This window comes from Streptomyces sp. NPDC058240, from assembly GCF_042882135.1.
GTDB lineage: Bacteria > Actinomycetota > Actinomycetes > Streptomycetales > Streptomycetaceae > Streptomyces.
In genome coordinates this window covers 64,104-85,790 of the sequence record NZ_JBHVWT010000006.1, presented here as the reverse complement: position 1 = coordinate 85,790, position 21,687 = coordinate 64,104, and the positions used below count along the sequence as shown (strand labels likewise).

Annotated in this window: 21 protein-coding genes; 18 read left to right on the top strand and 3 right to left on the bottom strand. The window is 68.7% G+C overall.

Going from position 1 to position 21,687, the window contains the following annotated elements:
• Nucleotide 1: 1 nt before the first annotated feature.
• Both ACFVX4_RS14250 and ACFVX4_RS14245 read right to left on the bottom strand, forming a co-directional pair.
• Complete coding sequence (locus tag ACFVX4_RS14250; RefSeq protein WP_389976035.1) at nucleotides 2–265, bottom strand: hypothetical protein; 264 nt, start codon at nucleotides 263–265, stop codon at nucleotides 2–4.
• Nucleotides 266–476: 211 nt separating this feature from the next.
• On the bottom strand, nucleotides 477–1,691 hold the full coding sequence (locus ACFVX4_RS14245) for a helix-turn-helix domain-containing protein (RefSeq protein WP_389976032.1): 1,215 nt from the start codon (nucleotides 1,689–1,691) through the stop codon (nucleotides 477–479).
• 986 nt (nucleotides 1,692–2,677) lie between these two features.
• Between ACFVX4_RS14245 and ACFVX4_RS14240 the strand changes: the two genes are divergently transcribed.
• The 18 genes from ACFVX4_RS14240 to ACFVX4_RS14155 all read left to right on the top strand — a co-directional run bounded on the left by ACFVX4_RS14240 (nucleotide 2,678) and on the right by ACFVX4_RS14155 (nucleotide 20,633).
• Nucleotides 2,678–3,301 carry a hypothetical protein gene (locus tag ACFVX4_RS14240; protein ID WP_389976029.1) on the top strand — a complete coding sequence of 208 codons (624 nt, stop codon included), beginning with the start codon at nucleotides 2,678–2,680 and terminating at the stop codon, nucleotides 3,299–3,301.
• A gap of 99 nt (nucleotides 3,302–3,400) precedes the next feature.
• Complete coding sequence (locus ACFVX4_RS14235) at nucleotides 3,401–4,063, top strand: hypothetical protein (protein WP_389976026.1); 663 nt, start codon at nucleotides 3,401–3,403, stop codon at nucleotides 4,061–4,063.
• 74 nt (nucleotides 4,064–4,137) lie between these two features.
• Complete coding sequence (locus tag ACFVX4_RS14230) at nucleotides 4,138–5,610, top strand: DUF6801 domain-containing protein (protein ID WP_389976022.1); 1,473 nt, start codon at nucleotides 4,138–4,140, stop codon at nucleotides 5,608–5,610.
• 48 nt (nucleotides 5,611–5,658) lie between these two features.
• Nucleotides 5,659–6,618 (top strand): hypothetical protein, encoded by a 960-nt coding sequence (locus tag ACFVX4_RS14225; RefSeq protein ID WP_389976019.1) that lies wholly within the window; start codon nucleotides 5,659–5,661, stop codon nucleotides 6,616–6,618.
• A gap of 570 nt (nucleotides 6,619–7,188) precedes the next feature.
• Nucleotides 7,189–8,184: an ABC transporter ATP-binding protein gene (locus ACFVX4_RS14220; protein ID WP_389976016.1), complete on the top strand. Its 996-nt coding sequence runs from the start codon at nucleotides 7,189–7,191 to the stop codon at nucleotides 8,182–8,184.
• Nucleotides 8,181–9,041 carry an MlaE family ABC transporter permease gene (locus ACFVX4_RS14215; protein WP_389976013.1) on the top strand — a complete coding sequence of 287 codons (861 nt, stop codon included), beginning with the start codon at nucleotides 8,181–8,183 and terminating at the stop codon, nucleotides 9,039–9,041. The genes ACFVX4_RS14220 and ACFVX4_RS14215 overlap by 4 nt, the downstream gene beginning before the upstream one ends.
• Before the next feature lie 3 nt (nucleotides 9,042–9,044).
• Nucleotides 9,045–9,848 (top strand): ABC transporter permease, encoded by an 804-nt coding sequence (locus tag ACFVX4_RS14210; RefSeq protein WP_072485014.1) that lies wholly within the window; start codon nucleotides 9,045–9,047, stop codon nucleotides 9,846–9,848.
• A complete protein-coding gene (locus tag ACFVX4_RS14205; protein WP_389976010.1) occupies nucleotides 9,848–11,161 on the top strand; it encodes an MCE family protein in 1,314 nt (437 codons plus the stop codon). Before ACFVX4_RS14210 ends, ACFVX4_RS14205 begins: the two co-directional genes overlap by 1 nt.
• Nucleotides 11,158–12,189 carry an MCE family protein gene (locus ACFVX4_RS14200; protein ID WP_389976007.1) on the top strand — a complete coding sequence of 344 codons (1,032 nt, stop codon included), beginning with the start codon at nucleotides 11,158–11,160 and terminating at the stop codon, nucleotides 12,187–12,189. The genes ACFVX4_RS14205 and ACFVX4_RS14200 overlap by 4 nt, the downstream gene beginning before the upstream one ends.
• The gene (locus tag ACFVX4_RS14195; protein WP_389976004.1) at nucleotides 12,186–13,205 is read left to right on the top strand and encodes an MCE family protein; all 1,020 of its coding nucleotides are present in this window, start codon (nucleotides 12,186–12,188) and stop codon (nucleotides 13,203–13,205) included. Before ACFVX4_RS14200 ends, ACFVX4_RS14195 begins: the two co-directional genes overlap by 4 nt.
• A 1-nt stretch (nucleotide 13,206) precedes the next feature.
• Nucleotides 13,207–14,319, top strand: a complete 1,113-nt coding sequence (locus tag ACFVX4_RS14190) for an MCE family protein (RefSeq protein WP_389976001.1) — start codon at nucleotides 13,207–13,209, stop codon at nucleotides 14,317–14,319.
• Nucleotides 14,316–15,467, top strand: a complete 1,152-nt coding sequence (locus ACFVX4_RS14185; protein ID WP_389975998.1) for an MCE family protein — start codon at nucleotides 14,316–14,318, stop codon at nucleotides 15,465–15,467. Before ACFVX4_RS14190 ends, ACFVX4_RS14185 begins: the two co-directional genes overlap by 4 nt.
• The gene (locus tag ACFVX4_RS14180; RefSeq protein WP_389975995.1) at nucleotides 15,464–16,723 is read left to right on the top strand and encodes an MCE family protein; all 1,260 of its coding nucleotides are present in this window, start codon (nucleotides 15,464–15,466) and stop codon (nucleotides 16,721–16,723) included. The genes ACFVX4_RS14185 and ACFVX4_RS14180 overlap by 4 nt, the downstream gene beginning before the upstream one ends.
• Nucleotides 16,720–17,241: a hypothetical protein gene (locus ACFVX4_RS14175; protein WP_389975992.1), complete on the top strand. Its 522-nt coding sequence runs from the start codon at nucleotides 16,720–16,722 to the stop codon at nucleotides 17,239–17,241. Before ACFVX4_RS14180 ends, ACFVX4_RS14175 begins: the two co-directional genes overlap by 4 nt.
• Nucleotides 17,238–17,858, top strand: a complete 621-nt coding sequence (locus tag ACFVX4_RS14170) for a hypothetical protein (protein ID WP_389975989.1) — start codon at nucleotides 17,238–17,240, stop codon at nucleotides 17,856–17,858. The genes ACFVX4_RS14175 and ACFVX4_RS14170 overlap by 4 nt, the downstream gene beginning before the upstream one ends.
• Before the next feature lie 88 nt (nucleotides 17,859–17,946).
• Nucleotides 17,947–18,444, top strand: a complete 498-nt coding sequence (locus ACFVX4_RS14165; RefSeq protein WP_389976470.1) for a hypothetical protein — start codon at nucleotides 17,947–17,949, stop codon at nucleotides 18,442–18,444.
• A 205-nt stretch (nucleotides 18,445–18,649) separates the two neighbouring features.
• Nucleotides 18,650–19,396, top strand: coding sequence for a hypothetical protein (locus ACFVX4_RS14160; RefSeq protein WP_389975986.1), 747 nt, complete (start codon nucleotides 18,650–18,652; stop codon nucleotides 19,394–19,396).
• A gap of 22 nt (nucleotides 19,397–19,418) precedes the next feature.
• Nucleotides 19,419–20,633 carry a lytic murein transglycosylase gene (locus ACFVX4_RS14155; protein ID WP_389975983.1) on the top strand — a complete coding sequence of 405 codons (1,215 nt, stop codon included), beginning with the start codon at nucleotides 19,419–19,421 and terminating at the stop codon, nucleotides 20,631–20,633.
• On the opposite strand, the gene ACFVX4_RS14150 is transcribed toward ACFVX4_RS14155, so the two are convergent.
• Complete coding sequence (locus ACFVX4_RS14150) at nucleotides 20,616–21,683, bottom strand: ATP-dependent DNA ligase (RefSeq protein ID WP_389975980.1); 1,068 nt, start codon at nucleotides 21,681–21,683, stop codon at nucleotides 20,616–20,618. The genes ACFVX4_RS14155 and ACFVX4_RS14150 overlap by 18 nt on opposite strands.
• Nucleotides 21,684–21,687 lie beyond the last annotated feature (4 nt).

Below are 21,687 nucleotides of genomic sequence, written 5' to 3'. Positions count from 1 at the left end.
GTCACCAGGAGCTGCCGGGGCGCACTGCCAGCCTGGGGTGGTGGGCGGCGAGGATCTTGTTGGCGCGGGCCAGTTCGGAGAGCGCCTGCTCGCGGTCGGCCCGGTCCTCGTCGCAGAGCCGCGGACCGCGGAAGCTGCGCACCTCGCGCGCGGCGCAATCGGCGTCGAATTCCGCCTGCAGGATGTGCGGCGGGATGCAGGACCCGATCAGCGCGGCGACCCGGTCCGGGATCGGCACGGGGACGAGGAGGTGTGAGGCGGTCATGGGGGGCCCTCTCGGAATGGTTGGCCAGGAGGTGGTTCCGGGTGCGGCCGCCGGGTGCGGCGGCCGGCATCTCCATATGTACGGGACGCAGTTCCAGGTTTCTCGTTGAGAACGTCTCCGTGTGGCAACCGTTTGAGAGTGACCGTCTATTTCGCCTTACCTGTAAGTAAGTTGACTCATGGTGAGGACCGTGATCCGGCCGGAAGCGGACTCAGAGCGGCGTTTCCTCGCCGCGGGCCCGCAGCTGGAGTGCCCGTAGCACGGCCTCGGTGGAGAACCGGCTCTCGGGGTCGGTCAGTTGCTCACCGAAGATGGACTCCAGATTGCGCATCCGGTAGCGAACCGTCTGCGGATGGACATCCAGTAACTCGCCCATGTGGGCCGCGGTGCCACGGGTGTCCAGCCAGATCCGCAGGGTCTCGACCAGCCGCTCCCGGCGGGTGGCGCTGATTTCCGAGATCGGCGCCAGTTCGCGCTGGGCGAGCTGGTCGACCAGCACCGGGTCGGAGAGCAGCCACAGGGTGATGAGGTGGGCCTCGCAGAGGATGACGGGCGCGTCGTCGATGATGTTCGTGTCGACGAGTTCGAGCACACGCCGGGCCCAGCGGATCGAGTCCGAGGCCAGGGCGGTGGGCACGGTCAGGCCGATCGCGGCGTGGGTGCCGAGGAGCGCCTCGTCCAGCATGTGTCTCCGGGCGTCGTCGAACGCTCCGGGGATCAGTAAGTGCGGTTGGGGGTCGCTGAGATCGGCCAGGACGTCGCGGTCCGCCACGGCCCGGTCCAGGGTGGCGGGGGAGCGGACGGCGACCAGGGTGACCTTCTCGGGGAGGGCCCATCCGGTCTGTTCGCAGAGCTCGGCGATGGCCGTACGGGGTGCGGGGCGCCCGGCGAGGATCAGGTGCAGCAGACGGCGGCGCATGGCCTCGGTCTGTTCGCCGGTCTGCGACTGCACCTCCAGGAAGCCTTCCCGGGACAGGGATTCGAGCTCGTCGATGTAGGTGAAGAGCGCGTCGGCGAAGCTGAGCATGAGGGTCGGTGAGAAGTTGTAGCTCCGGCCGACCTTCTTGGCCCGTCGAAGCGCGACCCGGGCCCCGAGCCGGTAGGCGCCCTGGAGCGTCTCCATGGTGCGCCCTTCGTACGCCTCGAAGCGCCCGAACCGACGGCACATGTCGTCGCGGAGCGAGGTCGAGGCGGACGGTTCGGCGACCAGGTCCACGAACGAGGAGAGGCTCTGCTCGACGCCGACGCGGATGGCCTGCCCGTTGGGGCCGCTGAGCAGCCGGGCGTATTCCGGATAGGCCCGGGTGACCTCGACGCCGATCTCCTTGATCAGGCTGGGCAGTTCGGGTCGCATGATGGCGGCGAATTCCTGGGGGAGCGGCCCCAGTGGATCCCCGGTGTCCGACGGCTGTATGAGTTCTGGCATGACTGTCCCCTTGCTCTCCGGCGCCCGGTGGGGGGTCAGGCGGTGGGGAAAGCGCTCCCACGAACCGACAGGTGCGTACCAAGTTCGCGATGAAGATAGACCAAGTCAGCGGTTGTGCCCACTACTTGGGCAAGATCGAAGTGCAAGGGGAACATATCTCGGCCCCGTTGTGGTGCTTCGGTGCAGGTGGGACGCCGGTGCTCACTTCAGGACAATATTTTTCGGACATCTACTCTTCCGGAGACAAGAAAGTAACCACGGGTAACTGATTTCCGTCCGGGTGATTGGTGTGGATTCGTGCGGGTGGTGTGCGTTCTGCCGCAGTACTGCGGCCTCGATCGCGACGGGCTGCGGTCATCCGCTCCGCATGCAGCGTGGTATTGGAAAGGGGGTGCATTCTTCGGCAAAGGTAAAACCCTCGGGATTCGCGGAAAACAAGAACCGGGCGGCCGGAATGGGTAATTCTTCAGCTGTTCCGGCGGGGGTGCGTTCCGTGGTCCGGGAGCGGGTTCCATGGTGCGTCGTGCGGCTCGGTGGTTCGATGGTCGCGGCGCGTCCGGGGGTCATTCGGCCGCAGGTCCGACGATCTTACCGACGGGTACGTGGCCGGTCGGCGGGCCGCCCCGTCGCCGGTGACTGCGCCGGGGATGAGTGTCCTGCGGGGTCCGGGGCGCATGACACGGCCGTAACTACTCACTTTCGTATAGAAAATCGCGGCGATCTGCTGAGTTATCGCTAAGGCGGAATACTTTTGCCGGGAGGGGTCGGGGATTTTCTGCGCCGGGTATTGCCGCGTTGGGCTACTGGCTCGTAACGTTCGATCCGCACGGAGTTCGATCACGCAGTCGAGTCCATCGACTTCTGCGTTCCACGATGTGAGCCGCCCTCGTGCCGGGCCCATTCCCAGGGCGTGGCGCGAGGTAATCGGGTACGTCCAACTCCACTTCCCGGAGGTATGTTCCGTGAGAAACACCCTCAGACGAGCATTGTTCGCAACGACCGTCGCCGCAGCCGCGCTCGGCTTCGCCGCCACGTCGGCCTCGGCCACTGCCCTCGCGCAGTGGACCGTGACCAACCCCAACGCCAACGGGTCGTTCTCGGCTCACCTCAAGGCAGGCACGACGGCCGAGCTGCTCGACAACACCACGGGTCAGGGCGTGTCCTGCTCCACGGCGGCGGCGAGCGGCACGGCGACCACCGGCGTGTACCCGAACGGTAGCGGCCTGGCCAAAATCAGCTCGGCGACCTGGGGCACTGCCTCCTCTCCCTGCGCCGGCCCGCTCGGCTCGACGTTCACCGCTTCGCTCACCAGTGGAACGATCAAGCTCAACGGTGCCAGCTATGCGGGTGGAGTCACCTCGGGCAATCTGACGGACGTCAACGTGACGATCACCGGGGACACCCTGTTCGGTGTCTGCACCGCGACGATCACCGGTTCGGCCGCCAACGCGAAGTACACGAACTCCACCGGTGTGCTGAGCATCACGAACGGCACCGGACTCACCATCGCGACGGCGAACAACTGCTCGGGCCTGATGAACGCGGGTGACACCGCCCAGTTCTCGGCCACCTATGTGCTGGACAAGGCGATCACCGTGACCTCCCCGTGAGTCACTGACCGCACATGAGGTCCCCGCGCGCCGCCTCCTCGGCAGAGGCGGCGCGAGGGGACCTGGGTGCAGTCGACCCCACCTGCCATGAGGAGATCCGTGAGTGTCATCCAGCGTTCCTTGCTGACCGCCGGCGCGGTGGCAGTTGCTTTCGGCCTGTCGGCGACGTCGGCGTCAGCCACTTCGCAGGTCCAGTGGACCGTCAGCAATCCCCACGCCGACGGGTGGTTCTCGGGCTCGCTCAAGGCAGGAACATACGCTGTGGTGCATGACGTCAGCACCGACCAGCAGCTGGAGTGTGGAGGGTCGGGTACCCGGGTGAAGGGTTCGGCGCCGAGTGGGGTGTACTCGGACGGTGCCGGACTGGCCGACGTCACGACCTTCTCGTGGGGCAACCCCGTCGACGACCTGTGCTACGCCCCTCTCGGAACGACGTTCACCGCCGAACTGGTCTCCACCACCATGGGATTCGACGGTGAGAGCTACGCCGGCGGGATCGTCACGGGGAAACTGACCGCTGTGAATCTGGCGTTCGGCGCCTACACGTGGTTGGGACACTGCACGATGACGATAGCCGGATCGTTGAGTCATGCAACGTACAGCAATTCCACCGGTGAGTTGACCGTCGCGAACGGCAATGGACTCACGATGAGCAATGTCAGTGACAACGGGGCATGCATGGGCCTGCTGAACAACGGTGACAGCGTCGAGTACTCGGCCACCTATGTGCTGGACGATCCCATCACCGTGACCTCCCCGTGAGTCACTGACCGCGAGGGCCCGCGAGTGCCTCCGCAGACGACCAGTCAGCTCCGAGACGACGGCAGGTTGCCGAGATGAGAATGAAGTCGAGCCGCCCCCGGCGAGTGGTGCAGGCCGGTGCCGTCGGTGCGATGGCTCTGTTGGCCGGGCTCATGCCGGGTACCGGCGTCGCCGGCGGGACCCACGTGGCCGAGTCCCGGTTCGGGTACTCCTGCACATCGGCATCCGGTCGGCACGAGGCGGATGTGACCGTCTCCGTCGAACTGCCGCTGAGCTCTCCGGTCGGTGCCACTGTCCAGCCGGAGCACGTACGGCTCGGTCTGGCGCTGGCGCCGGAGCTGCTGGGCGAACTGCCGGAAGGCGCACAGCCCAAGCTGTCCGGGGCGGCTCGTCTGGAGACGGCGGTGACACAGAACGGTGTGTCGGCAGATGTGATGTGGGAAGGGCTCCAGATCCCCGAGTCCACGATCACCCCGGAGCAGGACATGGCCGTCGAGGCGACCGGGGCCGTGCCCACCGTGACCCCACGATCCAGTGGTGCCATGGTCTTCACGGCGGGCAGACTGCAACTGGACCTGGTGGCTCGGCCCGCGGACGCGGGGCCGGCCGATCCCGCCGTCATCTCCGTGTCCTGCACGGCCGATGCGGATCAGTCGGCGGAGCTGGGCACCGTCGAGGTACCCGCGTCGCCCGACGGTCCGGTGACCGGGACGCCGGACCCGGACGCGGGCGGGGTGGTGTCACCGAAGGTGGAAGCCCGGAGCACGGACACCGAGGAGCAGGCGAAGACCTCGGAGGTGGAGCCGCCGGAGCTGCCCGGTTGCAAGCTCTTCTACGGCCCGATCTCCGTGCCTGCCACCGGGGCGCACGGATACATGGCCGGCTACGCCAACGTGAACAAGCAGAAGGCCGCCATGGAGTTCAGGGACCCCGCTCATCTCCGGCTCCAGCTCCAGTCGATGTTCGCCGCCTACACCTGCCCCACCGGTGGGCTCACCTGGATCCACTCCGAAGGCACGATGGACTACAACGGCAAGCCCCAGATGCCGCCTGCCCGGTCGACGTTTCTGACGTTCGGCTTCATGCCGACGACCGCCACCGTGGAGATGTCGATCACGGACCCCATCAACATCGAGACGGTCTACCAGTCGGTGCAGGACCCGGTGACCAAGCGCAGAGCTGAAACCACGACATCGACGGCGCATGTGAGTGTGCGGCTGTACGACGTGAAGGTGAACGGCACGCCGCTCGATGTGGGTCCGAACTGCCGAACGGTGCGGCCGATGGAACTCGTACTCACGGGCAAGGGCTCCACCGGTCTGAACGTTCCGGACGAGGGGTACACCGTCAAGTCCGGCGGGCCGCTCACCGGTTACTCCGATGTGCCCCCGTTCAGTGGCTGCGGGGCGACGGAGGACCTGGACAACGTGTTCACCGCGTCGGTGTCCGGAACGGGGAACTACACCAAGATGATGCAGGGCCCACTCTGCGTGAACAACGTGCCTCTGCACTGTCCTGAGCCCCCGAAGCCCAAGCCCGAACGCTGAACTCACGCGCATCTTCGTACCACCTCCCTCAGAAAGGCTGGACGATCAATGAGTGCTGTCCCGAAGCGAGTCAGACCTGCCTTTGTCGGCGCACTGCTGGCGGTCGCCGTCGGAATTCCGCTGAGCACCTCGCCGGCGAGCGCCGCCTCCGCCCAGGAGATGAACGGCAACTGGGCGCCCTTCACCCGGTGTCCGGTCGACGACCCGGCCATGCTGGCCGCGGACGGTCAGACGGACATCGCGATCTGCGTGGCCTCGCACTCCGAGAGCGGCTCCATCAAGCTCGGCAACACCCTGGCGACGACCGGTGCCAACGACCTCCAGTTCGGCGTCGTACGCAACACGGCGACGGGCGAGTCAAGGATCGTGCCGCCCGCGGGCGGGGCGATCGTCGGGGCCCCGACGGAGATTCCCGGCGGTCTGCTCGGCCTCATGTGCCCGAGCGGGATTCCGGTGATCTCGGGCATCTGCGAGCAGTTGACGAACAACAGCCTCAACCGGGTCGTCGCCACCGTGCAGTCGGCGGGCACACCCAGGAACTTCGACCTGGTCGCCGGGATGCAGAGCGGGAAGACGATCGTCGACATTCCGGTCCGGATCCATCTGGAGAACCCCTTCCTGGGGTCGAAGTGCTACATCGGCACCACCTCCGAACCGGTCCTGCTGCGTCCGCAGAATCTCACCCGGCCGGCCCTGGCCAGCCGCCGCTTCGACGCCAACGGCACGACGAACACCGGGGGCTCGCTGAACAGGGTCGAGCTGACCGGAAACGCCCAGGGCGACGCAGGCTTCGCCGTCCCCGGGGTGAGCGGCTGCGGACCCCTGACCCTCGGTGAGCTGAACTGGGCGGTCAACCTGAAGACGGCGCTCCCGTCGGCGGCCGGGAACAACAACCTGGTACTCAATGACGCCGCCACGTACACGGGGGGCCTGGCGTCCCCCGGCGCGGCGGTGCCCAACGCCGGCCGGCTGCTTTCGGAGAGCTGGCACGCAGGAGTGGCACGGTAGGTACTCTTCGGTACCTCATTCCGCGGAGTACGGAAATCAGTGACGCCGCCCGCCCCGCCCGGCGCATTCTGCCGGGTGCGGCGGGCGTTTGCGCACCGGGGTGCCGGAGGACTCACTTACCGACAAGTGCAAGGTGTGCATTACTCACCCGCTCACAAAAACAAAAAAGGCCGTGAAGTGCCGTGCAAAAAGATGGCGAACCAGTATTGCAAAGCCAGGTTACCGGGCCGTAGCGTCCCGGTTGAGCAGCGGGGAAACGTATCCGTGGCTGCTCGTTCGGTACCTCCGGAGCCCTGGCGGATCCGGTCCGCCGGTCGCGGGGCCCCGGTCCGCACGCCGGAGACCTTGCGCAGATTCCGACAAAGCCGCCGCAGGGCTTTGTCACTCGGTGACAAGTGATCCTCGCCGAGCATCAGATTCGTCGATTTCCGCTGTTCAACGGCTTGTCCTGGCGGTTTCGACGGACATAGCGTGCGCCTCCTGGTGCATGTGTGACGAGCCGCCATTGGATTTCTCAGAGCCGGAGCGCTGACAGATGACTTCGTTCACCACAACTTCGAAGGAGGGCCGATGGGAATCGAAGTAGTCGTCGAAGGCCTCACGAAGTCCTTCGGCAAGCAGAACATCTGGCAGGACGTCACTCTCACACTGCCCGCCGGTGAAGTGAGCGTCATGCTCGGACCTTCCGGCACCGGAAAGACCGTCTTCCTGAAATCCATCATCGGTCTGCTGAAGCCCGAGCACGGACGCGTCCTCATCAACGGCGTCGACATGGTGAACAGTCCGGAACGCGAGATCATGGAGACCCGCAAGCTCTTCGGGCTCATGTTCCAGGACGGTGCCCTCTTCGGGTCGATGTCGCTCTTCGACAACATCGCCTTCCCCTTGCGTGAACACACCCGCAAGAAGGAATCGGAAATCCGCCGCATTGTCATGGAACGGATCGACATCGTCGGTCTCCTCGGTGCCGAGGACAAACTGCCGGGCGAGATCTCCGGCGGGATGCGTAAGCGGGCCGGGCTGGCCCGTGCCCTCGTCCTGGACCCGCAGATCATCCTCTGCGACGAACCGGACTCCGGACTCGACCCGGTCCGCACCGCCTACATCTCCCAGCTGCTCATCGACCTCAACGCGCAGATCGACGCGACGATGCTCATCGTCACCCACAACCTCGACATCGCGGCCACCGTCCCGGACAACATGGGGATGCTCTTCTGCCGCAACCTCGTCACCTTCGGACCGCGCGAGGTGCTGCTCACCAGCGACATGCCGGTCGTCTCCCAGTTCCTCGCGGGGCGCCGCGAGGGGCCCATCGGGATGGCCGAGGAGAAGGACGCCGCCACCCTCGCCGCCGAGGAGGTGAACGGCTACGGAGTCGGCATCAGCTCCGCCAACGGGCCGCGCACCGTCGTACCGCAGCTGGAGCCCTCGCCCGGCATGCCCGTACGGCAGGCCGCGCTGCGCCGCCGGGAACGGGTCCTGTCGCTGATGGGCCAGCTGCCCGAGGCCGCCCGCACGGCCATCATGAAGAGCTACACCCCGGCCGCGGGCGGTGAACGCCCGTGACGGCCCCCATGCCGGTGCTGCCCCCCGAGCCGCCCCCGCCCGGTGTGGCCGACGCGACGCCGCCGAGGACGCCGGAGCACAAGCCGCCGAGCCGGCTGCTCGCCCCGCTGCGCGAGACCGGGAAGCTGTTCTCCCTCGCCGCGACCGTGAGCCGGGAGGTGTTCCGACGTCCCTTCCAGGTACGGGAGTTCATCGAGCAGTTCTGGTTCGTCGCCAGCGTCACCATCCTGCCCGCCGCACTCGTCTCGATCCCGTTCGGCGCCGTCATCGCCCTCCAGGTCGGCTCGCTGACCCAGCAGCTCGGCGCCCAGTCGTTCACCGGCGGAGCCAGCGTCCTCGCCGTCATCCAGCAGGCCAGCCCGATCATCGTGGCCCTGCTGATCTCCGGCGCCGCCGGCTCGGCCATCTGCGCCGACCTCGGCTCGCGGAAGATCCGCGAGGAACTCGACGCGATGGAGGTCATGGGCGTCTCGCCCATCCAGCGCCTCGTCGTCCCCCGCGTCCTGGCCACCATGCTGGTCGCCGTACTGCTGAACGGTCTGGTCTCCGTCGTCGGCACGCTGGGCGGCTATTTCTTCAACGTGATCCTCCAGCACGGCACCCCCGGTGCCTACCTGGCCAGCTTCTCCGCCCTCGCCCAGCTCCCCGACCTGTACATCAGCGAGGTCAAGGCGCTGATCTTCGGCTTCATCGCGGGCATCGTCGCCGCCTACCGCGGACTCAACCCGCGCGGCGGCCCCAAGGGTGTCGGCGACGCGGTGAACCAGTCCGTCGTCATCACCTTCATGCTGCTGTTCTTCGTGAACACGGTCCTCACGGCGATCTACCTCCAGATCGTCCCCGCGAAGGGGAGCTGACCGATGTCGATGCTCAGCTGGCTCGACCGATCCGGCGAACAACTCACCTTCTACGTGCGCGCGTTGATCTGGGTGCCGCGGACCCTGCGCCGCTACCTGCGCGAGGTCCAGCGGCTGCTGGCCGAAGTGGCCTTCGGCAGCGGCGGTCTCGGTGTCATCGGCGGCACCATCGGCGTGATGGTCGCGATGACCCTCTTCACCGGCACCGTCGTCGGCCTCCAGGGGTACGCGGCCCTCAACCAGATCGGCACCTCCGCCTTCACCGGTTTCATCTCCGCCTACTTCAACACCCGCGAGATCGCCCCGCTCGTCGCCGGACTCGCGCTCTCCGCGACCGTCGGCGCGGGCTTCACCGCCCAGCTCGGCGCGATGCGGATCAACGAGGAGGTCGACGCCCTGGAGGCGATGGGGGTGCGGTCCATGCCGTACCTCGTCTCCACCCGGATCATCGCCGGGGTCGTCGCGATCATCCCGCTGTACGCGATCGGGCTGCTCTCCTCCTACCTCGCGTCCCGCTACATCACGGTCCTGTTCAACGGGCAGTCCGCAGGCACGTACGACCACTACTTCAATCTCTTCCTCTCCCCGGACGACGTGCTGCTGTCGGTGCTCAAGGTGCTGATCTTCAGCGTGATGGTGATCCTCGCCCACTGCTACTACGGCTTCCACGCCACCGGCGGGCCCGCCGGTGTGGGGGTCGCGGTCGGGCGGTCGGTGCGCAACGCCATCGTGCTCATCAGCGTCACCGACTTCTTCCTCTCCCTCGCCATCTGGGGCGCCACCACGACGGTGAAGGTGGCCGGCTGATGAACTCCCACCGCACGCAGACCGTCCGCCGCAGACTCGCCGGAGTCGCCTTCCTCCTCGTGCCAGCCGTGCTCGTATGGGTCTCGGTCTCGGTGTACCGGAAGGACTTCACCGACGACGCCACCGTGACCGTACGCACCTCCAGCGTCGGCAACGAGATGCACGACAACGCCGATGTGAAGCTGCGCGGTGTCGTCGTCGGGCAGGTCCGCTCCATCACGGCCGACGGGAACGGGGCCCGGCTCACCCTCGCCATCGAGCCCGCCAAGCTCGACCGGATCCCGGCCGACGTGACCGCGCAGATGCTGCCCACCACGCTCTTCGGGGAACGGTTCGTCGCACTCGTACCGCCCGAGATGCCGTCCACGCAGCCGTTGCGGGCCGGTTCCGTCATTCCGCAGGACCGCTCCAGCAACGCCATCGAGCTGGAGGAAGTCCTCGACAACGTCCTGCCGCTGCTGACCGCCGTCAAACCGGAGAAGCTCGCCGCCACTCTGGGCGCGGTCTCCCAGGCCCTCCAGGGGCGCGGCGAGAAGCTCGGCGACACGCTCGTCACGCTCGACGCGCACCTGGCGAAGTTCAACCCCCAACTCCCCACGCTCAACGCCGACATCAAGGAACTCGTCAAGGTGAGCAAGGTGTACGGGGACGCCGCCCCCGATGTCCTGGACGCCCTCACCGACTTCACCACCACCAGCGGCACCATCGCCGAACAGCAGGCGCAGCTCGCCGGGCTCTACGGGTCCACGACCGCGTCCGCGCGCGACCTCACCTCGTTCCTCCAGGAGAACAAGGACAACCTGATCCGGCTCTCCGCCACGAGCAGGCCGACGCTGGAGCTGCTGGCGAAGTACTCGGACGAATTCCCCTGCACCCTGCGGACCATGGCCGGCTTCGTCCCGGCCATGGACAAGGCGCTCGGCAAGGGCACCGACCGGCCCGGACTCCACGTCACCATCAAGCCCGTGAAGTCGAAGGGCAAGTACGTGCCCGGCAAGGACACCCCGGTCTACAACTCGACCGGCGGACCGCACTGCTACTCCGTGCCGTACGTGGGCAGGACCGTGCCGACCGCCGACGCCCGCACGGCGGCGGCGGTCACCCCGCCGGGTACCGCACACACCGGCGAACCGGCCGGCACCGCGTCCACGGCCAAGGACTCCGCCCTCGGCATGCCCAACTCCCCGCAGGAGAGCCGGCTCGTCAACGAGCTGGTCGCTCCCTCACTGAAAGTCCAGCCGCAGACCCTGCCCGACTGGAGCAGCGTGCTCATCGGTCCGGCCTTCCGCGGTGCGGAGGTGAAGCTCAAGTGAAGCGCCGCTCTCTCGCCGCTCCGCTCACGAAATCGATCGTCTTCATCCTGGTGACCGTTCTGGCCACCACCGTGCTGGCGCTGTCCATCGCCAACACGGGCGTCGGCGACACCACCACGTACAAGGCCAGGTTCACCGACGCCACCGGACTGGTCGTCGGCGACAGCGTCCGGATCGCCGGGGTCAAGGTCGGACAGGTCGAGTCCATCGAGGTGGCCGACAAGAGGCTCGCCGAGGTCGGCTTCGCCGTCCGCAAGGGGCGCAGTCTCCCCGCCTCGGTGACCGCCTCGATCAAGTACCTCAACATGGTCGGCCAGCGGTACATCGACCTCGACCAGGGGGCCGGGCCGGTCGGCAGGAGCTTCGCCGCCGGAGCGACCATCCCGCTCTCCCGCACCACCCCGGCGCTCGACCTCACCCAGCTCTTCAACGGCTTCCAGCCGCTCTTCGAGGGGCTCTCCCCGCCCGACGTCAACCAACTGGCCGGCTCCATCGTCCAGGTGCTCCAGGGCGAGGGCGGCACCGTCGACAGCATCCTCTCGCACGTCGGCTCGCTGACCGGCACGGTCGCCGCGAAGGACAAGGTGATCGGCGAGGTGATCAAGAACCTCAACACGGTCCTGAAGACCGTCAACGACCGCGAGGCCGGCTTCGACGACCTCGTCGACACCCTGCAGAAGCTCGTCACCGGATTCGCCGGCGACCGCAAACCGCTCGGCCAGGCGGTCACGGCCATGGGCGCGCTCACCACCGTCACCGCGGACCTCCTCGAAGACGGCCGGGCGCCCCTCAAGAGCGACATCAAACAACTCGGGCGGCTCTCCGACCAGTTGGGCAACGGCACCCCGCAGATCGAGAACTTCCTGCAGAAGACCCCGGCCAAGATGGCGGCGATCAGCCGGCTCACCTCGTACGGCTCATGGCTCAACCTCTACCTCTGCGAGGCCAAGGTCAGCGGAGTGACGACCGAGGACGGCAGCGCCCCGCCCACCGGCATCGTGGTCAGGAAGCCGAGGTGCCAGTCATGAGGATCAAACCCGTACGGGAACGCAACCCCGTCGCCGTGGCCGTCGTCGGGCTGGTCGTCCTCGCCCTCATCGGCCTGGGCGCCTACCGCGTCGACTCGCTGCCCTTCATCGGTGGCGGCACCACCTACAGCGCCGACTTCACCGAGTCCGCCGGACTGAGCGAGGGCGACGAGGTGCGGGTCGCCGGAGTGAAGGTCGGCGAGGTCACCGGCGTCTCGCTCGACGGCCCCAGGGTGAAGGTCGCCTTCAAGGTCAAGGACGTCTGGATCGGCAACTCCTCCACCGTCGGCATCGCCATCAAGACCCTGCTCGGCGAGAAGTACCTCGCCGTCGACCCGCTGGGCAACGCCCCGCAGGACCCGCACGAGCGCATCAGGGCGAGCCGCACCACGTCCCCGTACGACGTCACCCAGGCGTTCAACGGACTCGGCGAGACCATCGGCGAGATCGACACCGCACAGCTCGCCAAGAGCTTCGAGACGATCTCCGCCACCTTCAAGGACTCCCCGCCGGACGTGAAGAGCGCGGCCGACGGGCTGTCCGCCCTCTCGAAGACCGTCTCCGAACGGGACGCCCAGCTCGCCACCCTCCTCAAGGGCAGCAAGCAGCTCACCAAGACGCTCGCCGACAAGAAGAGCAGCTTCGAAACCCTGCTGGAGGACGGCAATCTGCTCCTCGGCGAGATCCAGGCACGCCGCGACTCCATCCACCAGCTGCTCACCGGTACCAAGAATCTGGGCATCCAGCTCACCGGCCTCGTGCAGGACAACAACAAGCAGCTGAAGCCCACCCTGGACTCGCTCGGCCGGGTCACCGCGGTGCTGGTGAAGAACCGCAAGAGCCTCGACAAGGTGCTCTCGCTCGCCGGCTCGTACAGCCGGCTCGTCGGCAACACCCTCGGCAGCGGCCGCTGGTTCGACAACTACGTCTGCGGAGTCGTCCCCAAGGAGTACGTGCCCGCGGGCACACCAGCGGGGCCCGAGTGCAAGCCACCCAAGCAGCAAGGCGGCCGCTGACATGAGAATGAAGCGCATCGTCGGCATCGGCGCCGGACTCGCCGTGGTGGCCGTCGCGGCCACCACCGGTGTGCTGGCCATGGACGACGAGGGAACGACGACCATCACCGCCTACTTCGACCGGGCCACCGGTGTGTACGCCGGATCGGACCTGCGGATCCTCGGCGTCAGGGTCGGCCGGGTCGAAGCGGTCACGCCCCGGGGCAAGGAGGTCGAGGTCACCCTGCGGGTCGACAAGGGCGTCAAGGTCCCCAAGGAGGCGCACGCCGTGGTCGTCGCCCCCAGCCTCGTCGCCGACCGCTACATCCAGCTCGCCCCCGCCTACGACGGCGGACCGCAGATCGCGGACAACGCCGTACTGCCGGCCGCGGACAACGCCACGCCCGTCGAGGTGGACCAGCTGTACGACTCCATCACGGAGCTCTCCAAGGCCCTCGGCCCGGACGGGGCCAACGCCGACGGAGCCCTCTCCGGACTCCTAGACACCGGGGCGAAGAACCTCGACGGCAACGGCAAGGCCATCGGCAATTCCATCGAGCAGTTCGGCAAGGCCACCAAGACCCTCGACAAGAGCAGCGGGAACCTCTTCGACACGCTGTCCTACCTCCAGACCTTCACCACCATGCTGAAGGACAACGACGGCAATGTGCGCGCCGCCGAACAGCAGCTCAACTCGGTGACCGGTTTCCTCGCCGACGACAAGGAGAACCTCGGCGCCGCGCTGAAGGAACTGGGCACCGCACTGGGGCAGGTGAAGGGCTTCATCCAGAAGAACCGCGGCGCCCTCAAGGCGAACGTGGACGCCCTGGTGCCGCTCACCCAGACGCTGGTCGACCAGCGGGCCTCGCTCGCCGAGTCACTGGACACGCTGCCGCTCGCCGCGGGCAACGTCGTCAACGCCTACGACCCGGTGAACCGCACGCTCAACGGCCGTACCAACCTCAACGAGCTCTCCATGGGCGGACCGCTCACGGAGGCCACCGGACTCGCCGGCCTCACCCCGGTGGACGGCGCACGCCGCAAGGCGCTGCCCACCCTGCCGCTCCCGGCCGTCGGCACCGTCTACGGCACCCCGGCGAGGACCGCCACGGAAAAGAAGGGGGCGAACCGATGAGCCGTGTGCTGCGCAGACCAGGAGCCCGCACGACCGGTGTCGCCGCGGTGCTGGCCGTGGGCGTCGGCCTGGCCCTCGTCGTCACCGCTTCCGGCCTGCCGTCGTTCACCGGGATCGACCAGGTCCCGCTGCCCGGCGGCGCCGACCTCGGCGACCACCCCTACGAGATCACCGCGGAGTTCGCGGACGTACTCAGTCTCGCCCCGCAGGCGTCGGTGAAGGTCAACGATGTCGCCGTCGGCCGGGTCACCAAGGTCTCCCTGGGCTCGGGCAGCTGGAACGCCAAGGTCACCATGCGCGTCAACGGCAAGGTCGAACTGCCCGCCAACGCCTACGCCCACCTGGAACAGTCCAGCCTCCTCGGCGAGAAGTACATCCAGCTCGCCGCGCCCGCGCGCGGCACCGCACAGGGCAGGCTCGCCGACGGGGACCGGATTCCGCTGACCCGCACCAACCGGAACCCCGAGGTCGAAGAGGTCTTCGGCGCACTGTCGATGCTCCTCAACGGCGGTGGCGTCAACCAGCTCAAGACCATCACCACCGAGCTGAACAAGGCACTCGCCGGACGCGAACCCCAGATGCGCTCCATGCTCGGCCGGGTCAACACCCTCGTCACCAACCTGGACGGCCACAAGAAGGACATCACCGACGCCCTCGACGGGGTGAACCGGCTCTCCGCCACCCTCGCCACCCGCAAACAGGACGTCGGTACGGTCCTCACCGGGCTCAGCCCCGGCCTGAAGGTCCTGGAGAAGCAGCGCGGCTCGCTCCTCACCATGCTGCGTTCGCTCGACACCCTCTCCACCGTCGCCGTCGACACGGTCGACAAGAGCAAGGCCGACATGATCGCCGACCTCAAGGCCCTCGCCCCCAGCCTCAAGGCGCTCGCCGACTCCGGCCGCGACCTGCCCGACTCCCTCCAGGTACTGCTTACCTACCCGTTCACGGACGAGGTGCTGCGCGGAGTGAAGGGCGACTACCTCAACGTCTACCTGGATGTGACGGCCATGCCCGGCACACAGATCATCCCGTCGCTCATCCCGGCGGTCCCCCCGCAGACCGGAACCGGTACGAGCGGGGCCGGCCGGACACTGCCGCTGCCCCTTCCCGCGGTCCCGACGGCGGGCACGGACGGGAGCAGCCGATGATCACCCTCGCCATCCGGCTCAAGAACATCTCCTTCCTGGTCATCGCGGTGCTAGTGCTCGGCTACCTCGGGGTGCGGTACGCCGACCTCGGCCACTACATCGGCCTGCGCAGCTACTACACCGTCAAGGTCCAACTCCCGCGCACCGGCGGGCTGTACACCCACTCCAACGTCACCTACCGAGGGGTCTCGGTGGGCCGGGTCGGGCCGATCGAGCTCACCGACGACGGAGTCGAGGCCGAACTGCGCATCGAGAAGGACGCCCCGAAGATCCCGGACGGCCTCAAGGCCGTCGTCGCCAATCTCTCCTCGGTCGGCGAGCAGTACGTGGACCTGCGGCCCACCCGCGCCGAGGGCCCGTACCTGGCGAACGGCTCCGTCATCGACCAGGCCGACACCACCGTCCCCGCCCCCGTCACCGATGTCCTCACCAGCGTCAACGACCTCGCGGGCTCCGTCGATCTGGAATCCCTGCGCACGGTCGTCGACGAGTTCGGCACCGCGTTCGAGGGGCGCGGCGACGACCTCCAGGTGCTGCTGGACACCGGAAGCGAATTCGTCCGGGCGGCGGACGACGCGCTGCCGGTCAACACCCGGCTGATGATCGACGGCCGGACCGTGCTGCGCACCCAGGCCGAACAGGGCGAAGCGCTCAAGGGCTTCGCCTCCGGTGCCGAGGAACTGGCCGCACAGCTCAAGGGATCCGACGCCGATCTGCGCAAGCTGATCGCGGTCGCCCCCGACGCGACCGGACAGATCAGCGGACTGCTGCGGGACCTCGACCCGAGCTTCGGCGTCGTCGTCGCCAACCTCCTCACCACCTCCGAGGTCGCCGTCACCCGGCAGCGCGGCATGGAGGAACTCCTGGTGAAACTGCCCGCGGTGGCGGCCGCCGGGGCCAGCGCGATCGACGAGAACGGCGCCCGGTTCGGCATGTCGGTCACCTTCTTCGAACCCCTGCCCTGCACCGCCGGATACGGCGGCACGGTCTACCGCAGCGGCCTGGACACCACCGCCGGACCGCCCGTCAACACCAAGGCCCGCTGCACCTCTTCGCCCGGCACCGGCATCAACGTGCGCGGCAGCGCCAACGCGCCCAAGGGCGGCGCCCTGCCCGAGCCCGCGAAGCCCGGCTCGATGCTGCTGGGTGACGACGCGGACCGGCTCCCGGGCGCGCTCGGTGTCAGCGGCCGGACCCCGTCGGACGGCGACGGCATGGCCGGCCTGCTGGGACTCGGACAGGGAGGCGGCCGATGACGGCCCGTACGAAGACCCTGACCGGCTGGGCGGTGCTGCTGGCCGCCGTGCTGGTCTGCGCCCTCGGCAGCTGGTCGTACGTCCGGGCACGGGGCGACGACAGCCTCGCGTACGCGAAGCACCGTGATGCCGCGCTGGCCGACGGCAAGCACCGCCTCGCCCTGCTGAACAGCCTCGATGCCAAGGACGCCGGGAGCGTGGACAGCGGCCTCGGCGCCTGGCTCGACTCCTCGACCGGGCCGCTCCACGACCAGCTGGGGCGCACCCGGAGCAAGGACGCGAAGGAACTGACCGAGTCCGGTGCCACCGCACGCGGGAAGGTCACCGACGCGGCGCTCACCGCGCTCGACGAGCGGACCGGAACGGCCGAGATGATCGCGACCGTCGATGTCGAGGTCACCCCGCGCACCGGAAAGGCCGGCACCGAACGCAAACGCTTCGAGGCCACGCTGGCCCGGACCCCGGACGGCTGGAAGGTCAAGGCGCTCACGGCGATTCCGGTCGGGAGCGGCGCATGAAGGAGCGGGGAGGGACGGCGGTCGTGAGTACGGACACCGACACGGACACGGAGACACGGGAGGCCGAGGAAGTCGGTGCGCTCGCCGAGGAGGAGCGGCCGGACCCGTCCGGGCCCGCCCGGCGGTGGCCGCGCATCGTGGCGGCCGTCCTGGTCGTCGCACTGCTCGCGACCGGCGGGGCGCTTTTCGCCGAGGGCAGGGCGCTGCGCGACACCCCCGCCACCTCGAACCGCGCGCTGACCGACAGCGAGGCGACCACCCGGGTCGCGGGCGATGTCAGCAACGCGCTCGGCAAGGTCTTCTCGTACAGCCCGCTGGCCACCGCCGTCACCAAGGAGTCGGCGAAGCAACTCCTGGCCGGCAAGGCGCTGCAGCAGTACGCGGCGCTGTTCGGCCAGGTGGAGAAGCAGGCGGCGGACCAGAAGCTGACGCTCACCACCCATGTCGTACGCGCCGGAGTGACCCGGCTGACGGACGACAGCGCCCACCTGCTGGTCTTCCTCGACCAGGTCTACGAGCGGGAGGGCAAGCAGGCCACCACGGCGGCGGCACAGCTCTCCGTCACCGCCCAACTGCGGGACGGCCACTGGACCGTGGTCGAGATCACCTCCAGATAGCAGCGTCCACACTCGCGCGACACGGTACGGACCGGCCGGCAGGGGAGAGACAGCAATGGCACGGGTACGGATGACGAGGAACCCGCTGATGGCGGCGGCGGTCGTGCTGGCCGTCGCGGCGGCCGGCGCGGCGGCCTGGAGCGGAGTGTCGTGGTACGACGCCGCGCACGACGAGTCGGCGGTGTACGCGCAGGCCCGTGACGAGGCGCTGGCCGCGGGCGAGCAGGCGGTGCAGAACATGAACACGCTCGACCACCGAAAGCTGGAGAAGGGCCTCGACAGCTGGGAGGACTCCACCACCGGCGATCTGCACCAGCAACTCGTAGACGGACGGACCGCGTTCGTGAAGCAGATCCAGCAGGCGAAGACGGTCAGCACGGCCCAGATCCTGTCCGGGGCGGTGACCGAACTCGACGACCGGGCCGGCAAGGCCGGAGTCATGGTGGCGCTGCGGGTCACCGTGACCGCGCCGAAGGGCAAGCCCGCGGTGAAGGAGAGCCGGATGCTCGGCAAGCTCACCCGTACCTCCGAGGGGTGGAAGCTCAGCGCCCTCGGCCAGGCACCCGTCGGCAACACGGCCGGCTGAGAGGCTGTCGGGTGCCCTCCGACCGGGCGGCCACGCCCTGGCACGCGCGCTTCCCGCGTTGTCTTCGGTCGCCGACGCTCCGCGTCGACTCCCTCCCCCGCCTTGGAATCGCACGCACCAGACCGCGTCCGCATTCCGATCCGAGGTCACCCGACAGCCTCTGACGCCACCGACTCCCACCCCGCCACCGAGAGGATCCCCGGACATGTCGACGACCCGTCACCTCGTCAACCGCCGGCGCCGTCTGGCCACCGTCGCCGCGGAACGCGCCACCGCCACCGTCCCGGAGCGGCGGCCCGCGACCCCGGACACGTCCCGGGACGCGCCGGCGTGTACCCCCGACGCGAAGGACACCACCACCGACGACGAGGTCACGGACGACGCCGATCCGGCAGACGGCCAGGAGAGGACGGAACCGCGACGCGAGCGGCCGTTCCGACTCCGTGGCCGGCTGCCCGCCGTTCTCTGTGCCCTCACCGTGCTGCTCGGGGCCTTCGCCGCCTGGGCGTTCACCTCGGCCGGCAGCCTGCGCGACGACCCGTCCCGGCAGAACACCGCCCTCACCGACATCGGCCGCACCAGCGAGGTGAAGGGCCAGATCGCCGACGCCGTCGGCGCGGTGTTCTCGTACAACTACGCCTCGCCCGGAAATTCCGAGGAGGCGGCCAGGACCCACCTGGTCGGCAAGGCGGTGCAGCAGCACAAGGACATGCTCTCCCAGGTCCGGGCCCAGGGGCAGAAGCAGAAGCTCGTGCTGACCACGACCGTCACCGACAGCGGTGTGGAGCTCCTCGACGGCGACCGGGCCCGGCTGCTGATCTTCGCCGACCAGAGCAACACCCGTACCGGCAAGTCGGACGAGACGACCTACGCGGCGGCCATGTTCGCCGTGGACGCCGTTCGCCGCGGCGACACCTGGCGGATCTCCGCCATCGATACGTTCACCCGGTGACCCGGGGGAGAGGGGAGCACGCATGAGGTTCAACGGCACGATGCGCCGCGGACTCAGCGGCACGGCGGCCGCGGTCGCCACGATGGCCGCGCTCACCGCGTCCCAGGCACCGGGACTCGTCGGTCATGAAACGACGCCGAAGGAGCGCCAGGAGGCCGACGAGGTCAAGTGGTCGCACGTACCCAACGACGACTCGTACCACACCGAACTCCCGCCGCTCCAGTCGCCGAAGCCGCCGAAGGCCGGCAAGAAACAGAGCCCGGCCGCCGCCCGGTCCTGGGCCGAGGCAGGCATCCCGGCCACGGTGCTCGCCGCCTACCGCAAGGCGGAGAGCGCACTCGGGAAGACCGACCCCGGATGCCGTCTGCCGTGGCAGTTGCTCGCGGCGATCGGCAAGGTCGAGTCCGGCCAGGCCGGCGGGGGACGGGTGGACGCCCACGGCACGACGCTCACCCCGATCCTCGGACCGGTCCTCAATGGTGCGGGATTCGCCGACATCCCGGACACCGACGGCGGCGCGTACGACGGCGACCGTACCTACGACCGGGCGGTCGGCCCGATGCAGTTCATCCCGTCGACCTGGGCCCACTGGGGCAAGGACGGAAACGGTGACGGCCGCCGCGATCCGGGCAACATCTACGACGCCGCCCTGGCCGCCGGGTACTACCTCTGCGCCGGACCGCGCGATCTGTCGGTGAAGGCCGATCTGGACCGGGTGATCCTCAGCTACAACCACTCGGACACCTATCTGCGCACCGTGCTGTCCTGGCTGGAGTTCTACCGCAAGGGCATCCATCCGGTGGCCGACGGCAAGGGAACCGTCCCGAAGAGCCCCGGTGCGGGCGGCCCGAACAAGCCGAAGCGTCCGGTCGGCGGCCCCGGCGCCCCGGACGGCGGCATCATCGTGGGCCCGCAGCCCGGCGGTTCGCCGCACCCCTCACCGTCGGCCACCCCGAAGCCCTCCGGGTCGCCGACCGGTTCCCCGGACCCCACCGGCTCCCCGGACCCCACCGACCCGGGCACCGGCTCACCGGATCCGACCGACAGCGGACCGGCCACCCCGGACCCCGGTACGAGCCCCGACCCCGGTACCTCGGAGCCGGGCCCCGGCTGCCCGACCGACTCGCCGTCACCGGATCCGACCGAAACCACCGGGACCACCGAGTCCCCGGAGCCCGACCCGACGACGAGCGAGGACCCCTGCGCCACGCCGTCGGGCTCACCGTCCGCCGGCTGACAGCACCTCCGCCAGGTCGTACCGCACCACTTCTTCCAGCTGCGCATAGGTGCAGCCGGCAGGGGTGCGGTCCGGCCGCCAGCGGCGGAACCGGGCGGTGTGCCGGAAACGGTCGCCCTCCATGTGGTCGTACGCCACCTCGCAGACCCGCTCCGGGCGCAGCGCCACCCACGACTGGTCCTTCTTCCCGGACCAGCGGCTCTGCGTCCCGGGCAGCCGGGCGTGCTCGTGCGCCTCGGCGTCGGCCCAGGCCGCCCACGGGTGGCCGGCGAAATCGACGCGCAGCGGCTCCAGCTCCACGACGAGCTCCTCGCGGCGCTTCATCGAGAAGGCGGCACAGACTCCGACGTGCTGGAGCACGCCCCCGGAGTCGTACAGGCCGAGCAGCAGCGAGCCGACGACCGGGCCGCTCCTGTGGAAGCGGTATCCCGCCACCACGCAGTCGGCGGTCCGCTCGTGCTTGATCTTGTACATCACCCGGGTGTCGGGGCGGTACGGCAGATCGAGCGGTTTGGCCACCACACCGTCGAGCCCCGCGCCCTCGTAGCGCTCGAACCACTCCTGGGCGAGGGCCGGGTCCGTGGTCGCCGGAGCGAGGTGGACGGGGGCGGACGCGTGGGACAGCGCCGCCTCCAGCACGGCACGGCGGTCGGACTGCCGGGTGGAGAGCAGGGAGTCGTCCCCCACCGCCAGGATGTCGAAGGCGATCAGACTGGCCGGGGTCCGTTCGGCGAGCAGCCGCACCCGGGAATCGGCGGGGTGGATGCGCTCGCTGAGCCGGTCGAAGTCCAGCCGCCCGTCGTACGCGATCACGATCTCGCCGTCGATCACGCAACGCGGCGGCAGATTGTCCCGCACGGCGGTGACCAGCTCGGGGAAGTAGCGGGTGAGCGGCTTGCCGGTGCGGCTGCCGATCACCACCTCCTCGCCGTCCCGGTGCACGATCGCGCGGAAGCCGTCCCACTTGGCCTCGTACTGCATACCGGGCGGGATCCTGGCCACGGACTTGGCGAGCATCGGCTTCACAGGCGGCATCACCGGCAGATCCATGGCC

Excerpts from the sequence above, each read along its gene's own strand:
- ACFVX4_RS14250 (WP_389976035.1), bottom strand. The coding sequence starts at position 265 with ATGACCGCCTCACACCTCCTCGTCCCCGTGCCGATCCCGGACCGGGTC.
- ACFVX4_RS14245 (WP_389976032.1), bottom strand. The coding sequence starts at position 1,691 with ATGCCAGAACTCATACAGCCGTCGGACACCGGGGATCCACTGGGGCCG.
- ACFVX4_RS14230 (WP_389976022.1), top strand. The coding sequence starts at position 4,138 with ATGAGAATGAAGTCGAGCCGCCCCCGGCGAGTGGTGCAGGCCGGTGCC.
- ACFVX4_RS14225 (WP_389976019.1), top strand. The coding sequence starts at position 5,659 with ATGAGTGCTGTCCCGAAGCGAGTCAGACCTGCCTTTGTCGGCGCACTG.
- ACFVX4_RS14220 (WP_389976016.1), top strand. The coding sequence starts at position 7,189 with ATGGGAATCGAAGTAGTCGTCGAAGGCCTCACGAAGTCCTTCGGCAAG.
- ACFVX4_RS14210 (WP_072485014.1), top strand. The coding sequence starts at position 9,045 with ATGTCGATGCTCAGCTGGCTCGACCGATCCGGCGAACAACTCACCTTC.
- ACFVX4_RS14205 (WP_389976010.1), top strand. The coding sequence starts at position 9,848 with ATGAACTCCCACCGCACGCAGACCGTCCGCCGCAGACTCGCCGGAGTC.
- ACFVX4_RS14195 (WP_389976004.1), top strand. The coding sequence starts at position 12,186 with ATGAGGATCAAACCCGTACGGGAACGCAACCCCGTCGCCGTGGCCGTC.
- ACFVX4_RS14190 (WP_389976001.1), top strand. The coding sequence starts at position 13,207 with ATGAGAATGAAGCGCATCGTCGGCATCGGCGCCGGACTCGCCGTGGTG.
- ACFVX4_RS14185 (WP_389975998.1), top strand. The coding sequence starts at position 14,316 with ATGAGCCGTGTGCTGCGCAGACCAGGAGCCCGCACGACCGGTGTCGCC.
- ACFVX4_RS14180 (WP_389975995.1), top strand. The coding sequence starts at position 15,464 with ATGATCACCCTCGCCATCCGGCTCAAGAACATCTCCTTCCTGGTCATC.
- ACFVX4_RS14175 (WP_389975992.1), top strand. The coding sequence starts at position 16,720 with ATGACGGCCCGTACGAAGACCCTGACCGGCTGGGCGGTGCTGCTGGCC.
- ACFVX4_RS14170 (WP_389975989.1), top strand. The coding sequence starts at position 17,238 with ATGAAGGAGCGGGGAGGGACGGCGGTCGTGAGTACGGACACCGACACG.
- ACFVX4_RS14165 (WP_389976470.1), top strand. The coding sequence starts at position 17,947 with ATGGCGGCGGCGGTCGTGCTGGCCGTCGCGGCGGCCGGCGCGGCGGCC.
- ACFVX4_RS14160 (WP_389975986.1), top strand. The coding sequence starts at position 18,650 with ATGTCGACGACCCGTCACCTCGTCAACCGCCGGCGCCGTCTGGCCACC.
- ACFVX4_RS14155 (WP_389975983.1), top strand. The coding sequence starts at position 19,419 with ATGAGGTTCAACGGCACGATGCGCCGCGGACTCAGCGGCACGGCGGCC.
- ACFVX4_RS14150 (WP_389975980.1), bottom strand. The coding sequence starts at position 21,683 with ATGGATCTGCCGGTGATGCCGCCTGTGAAGCCGATGCTCGCCAAGTCC.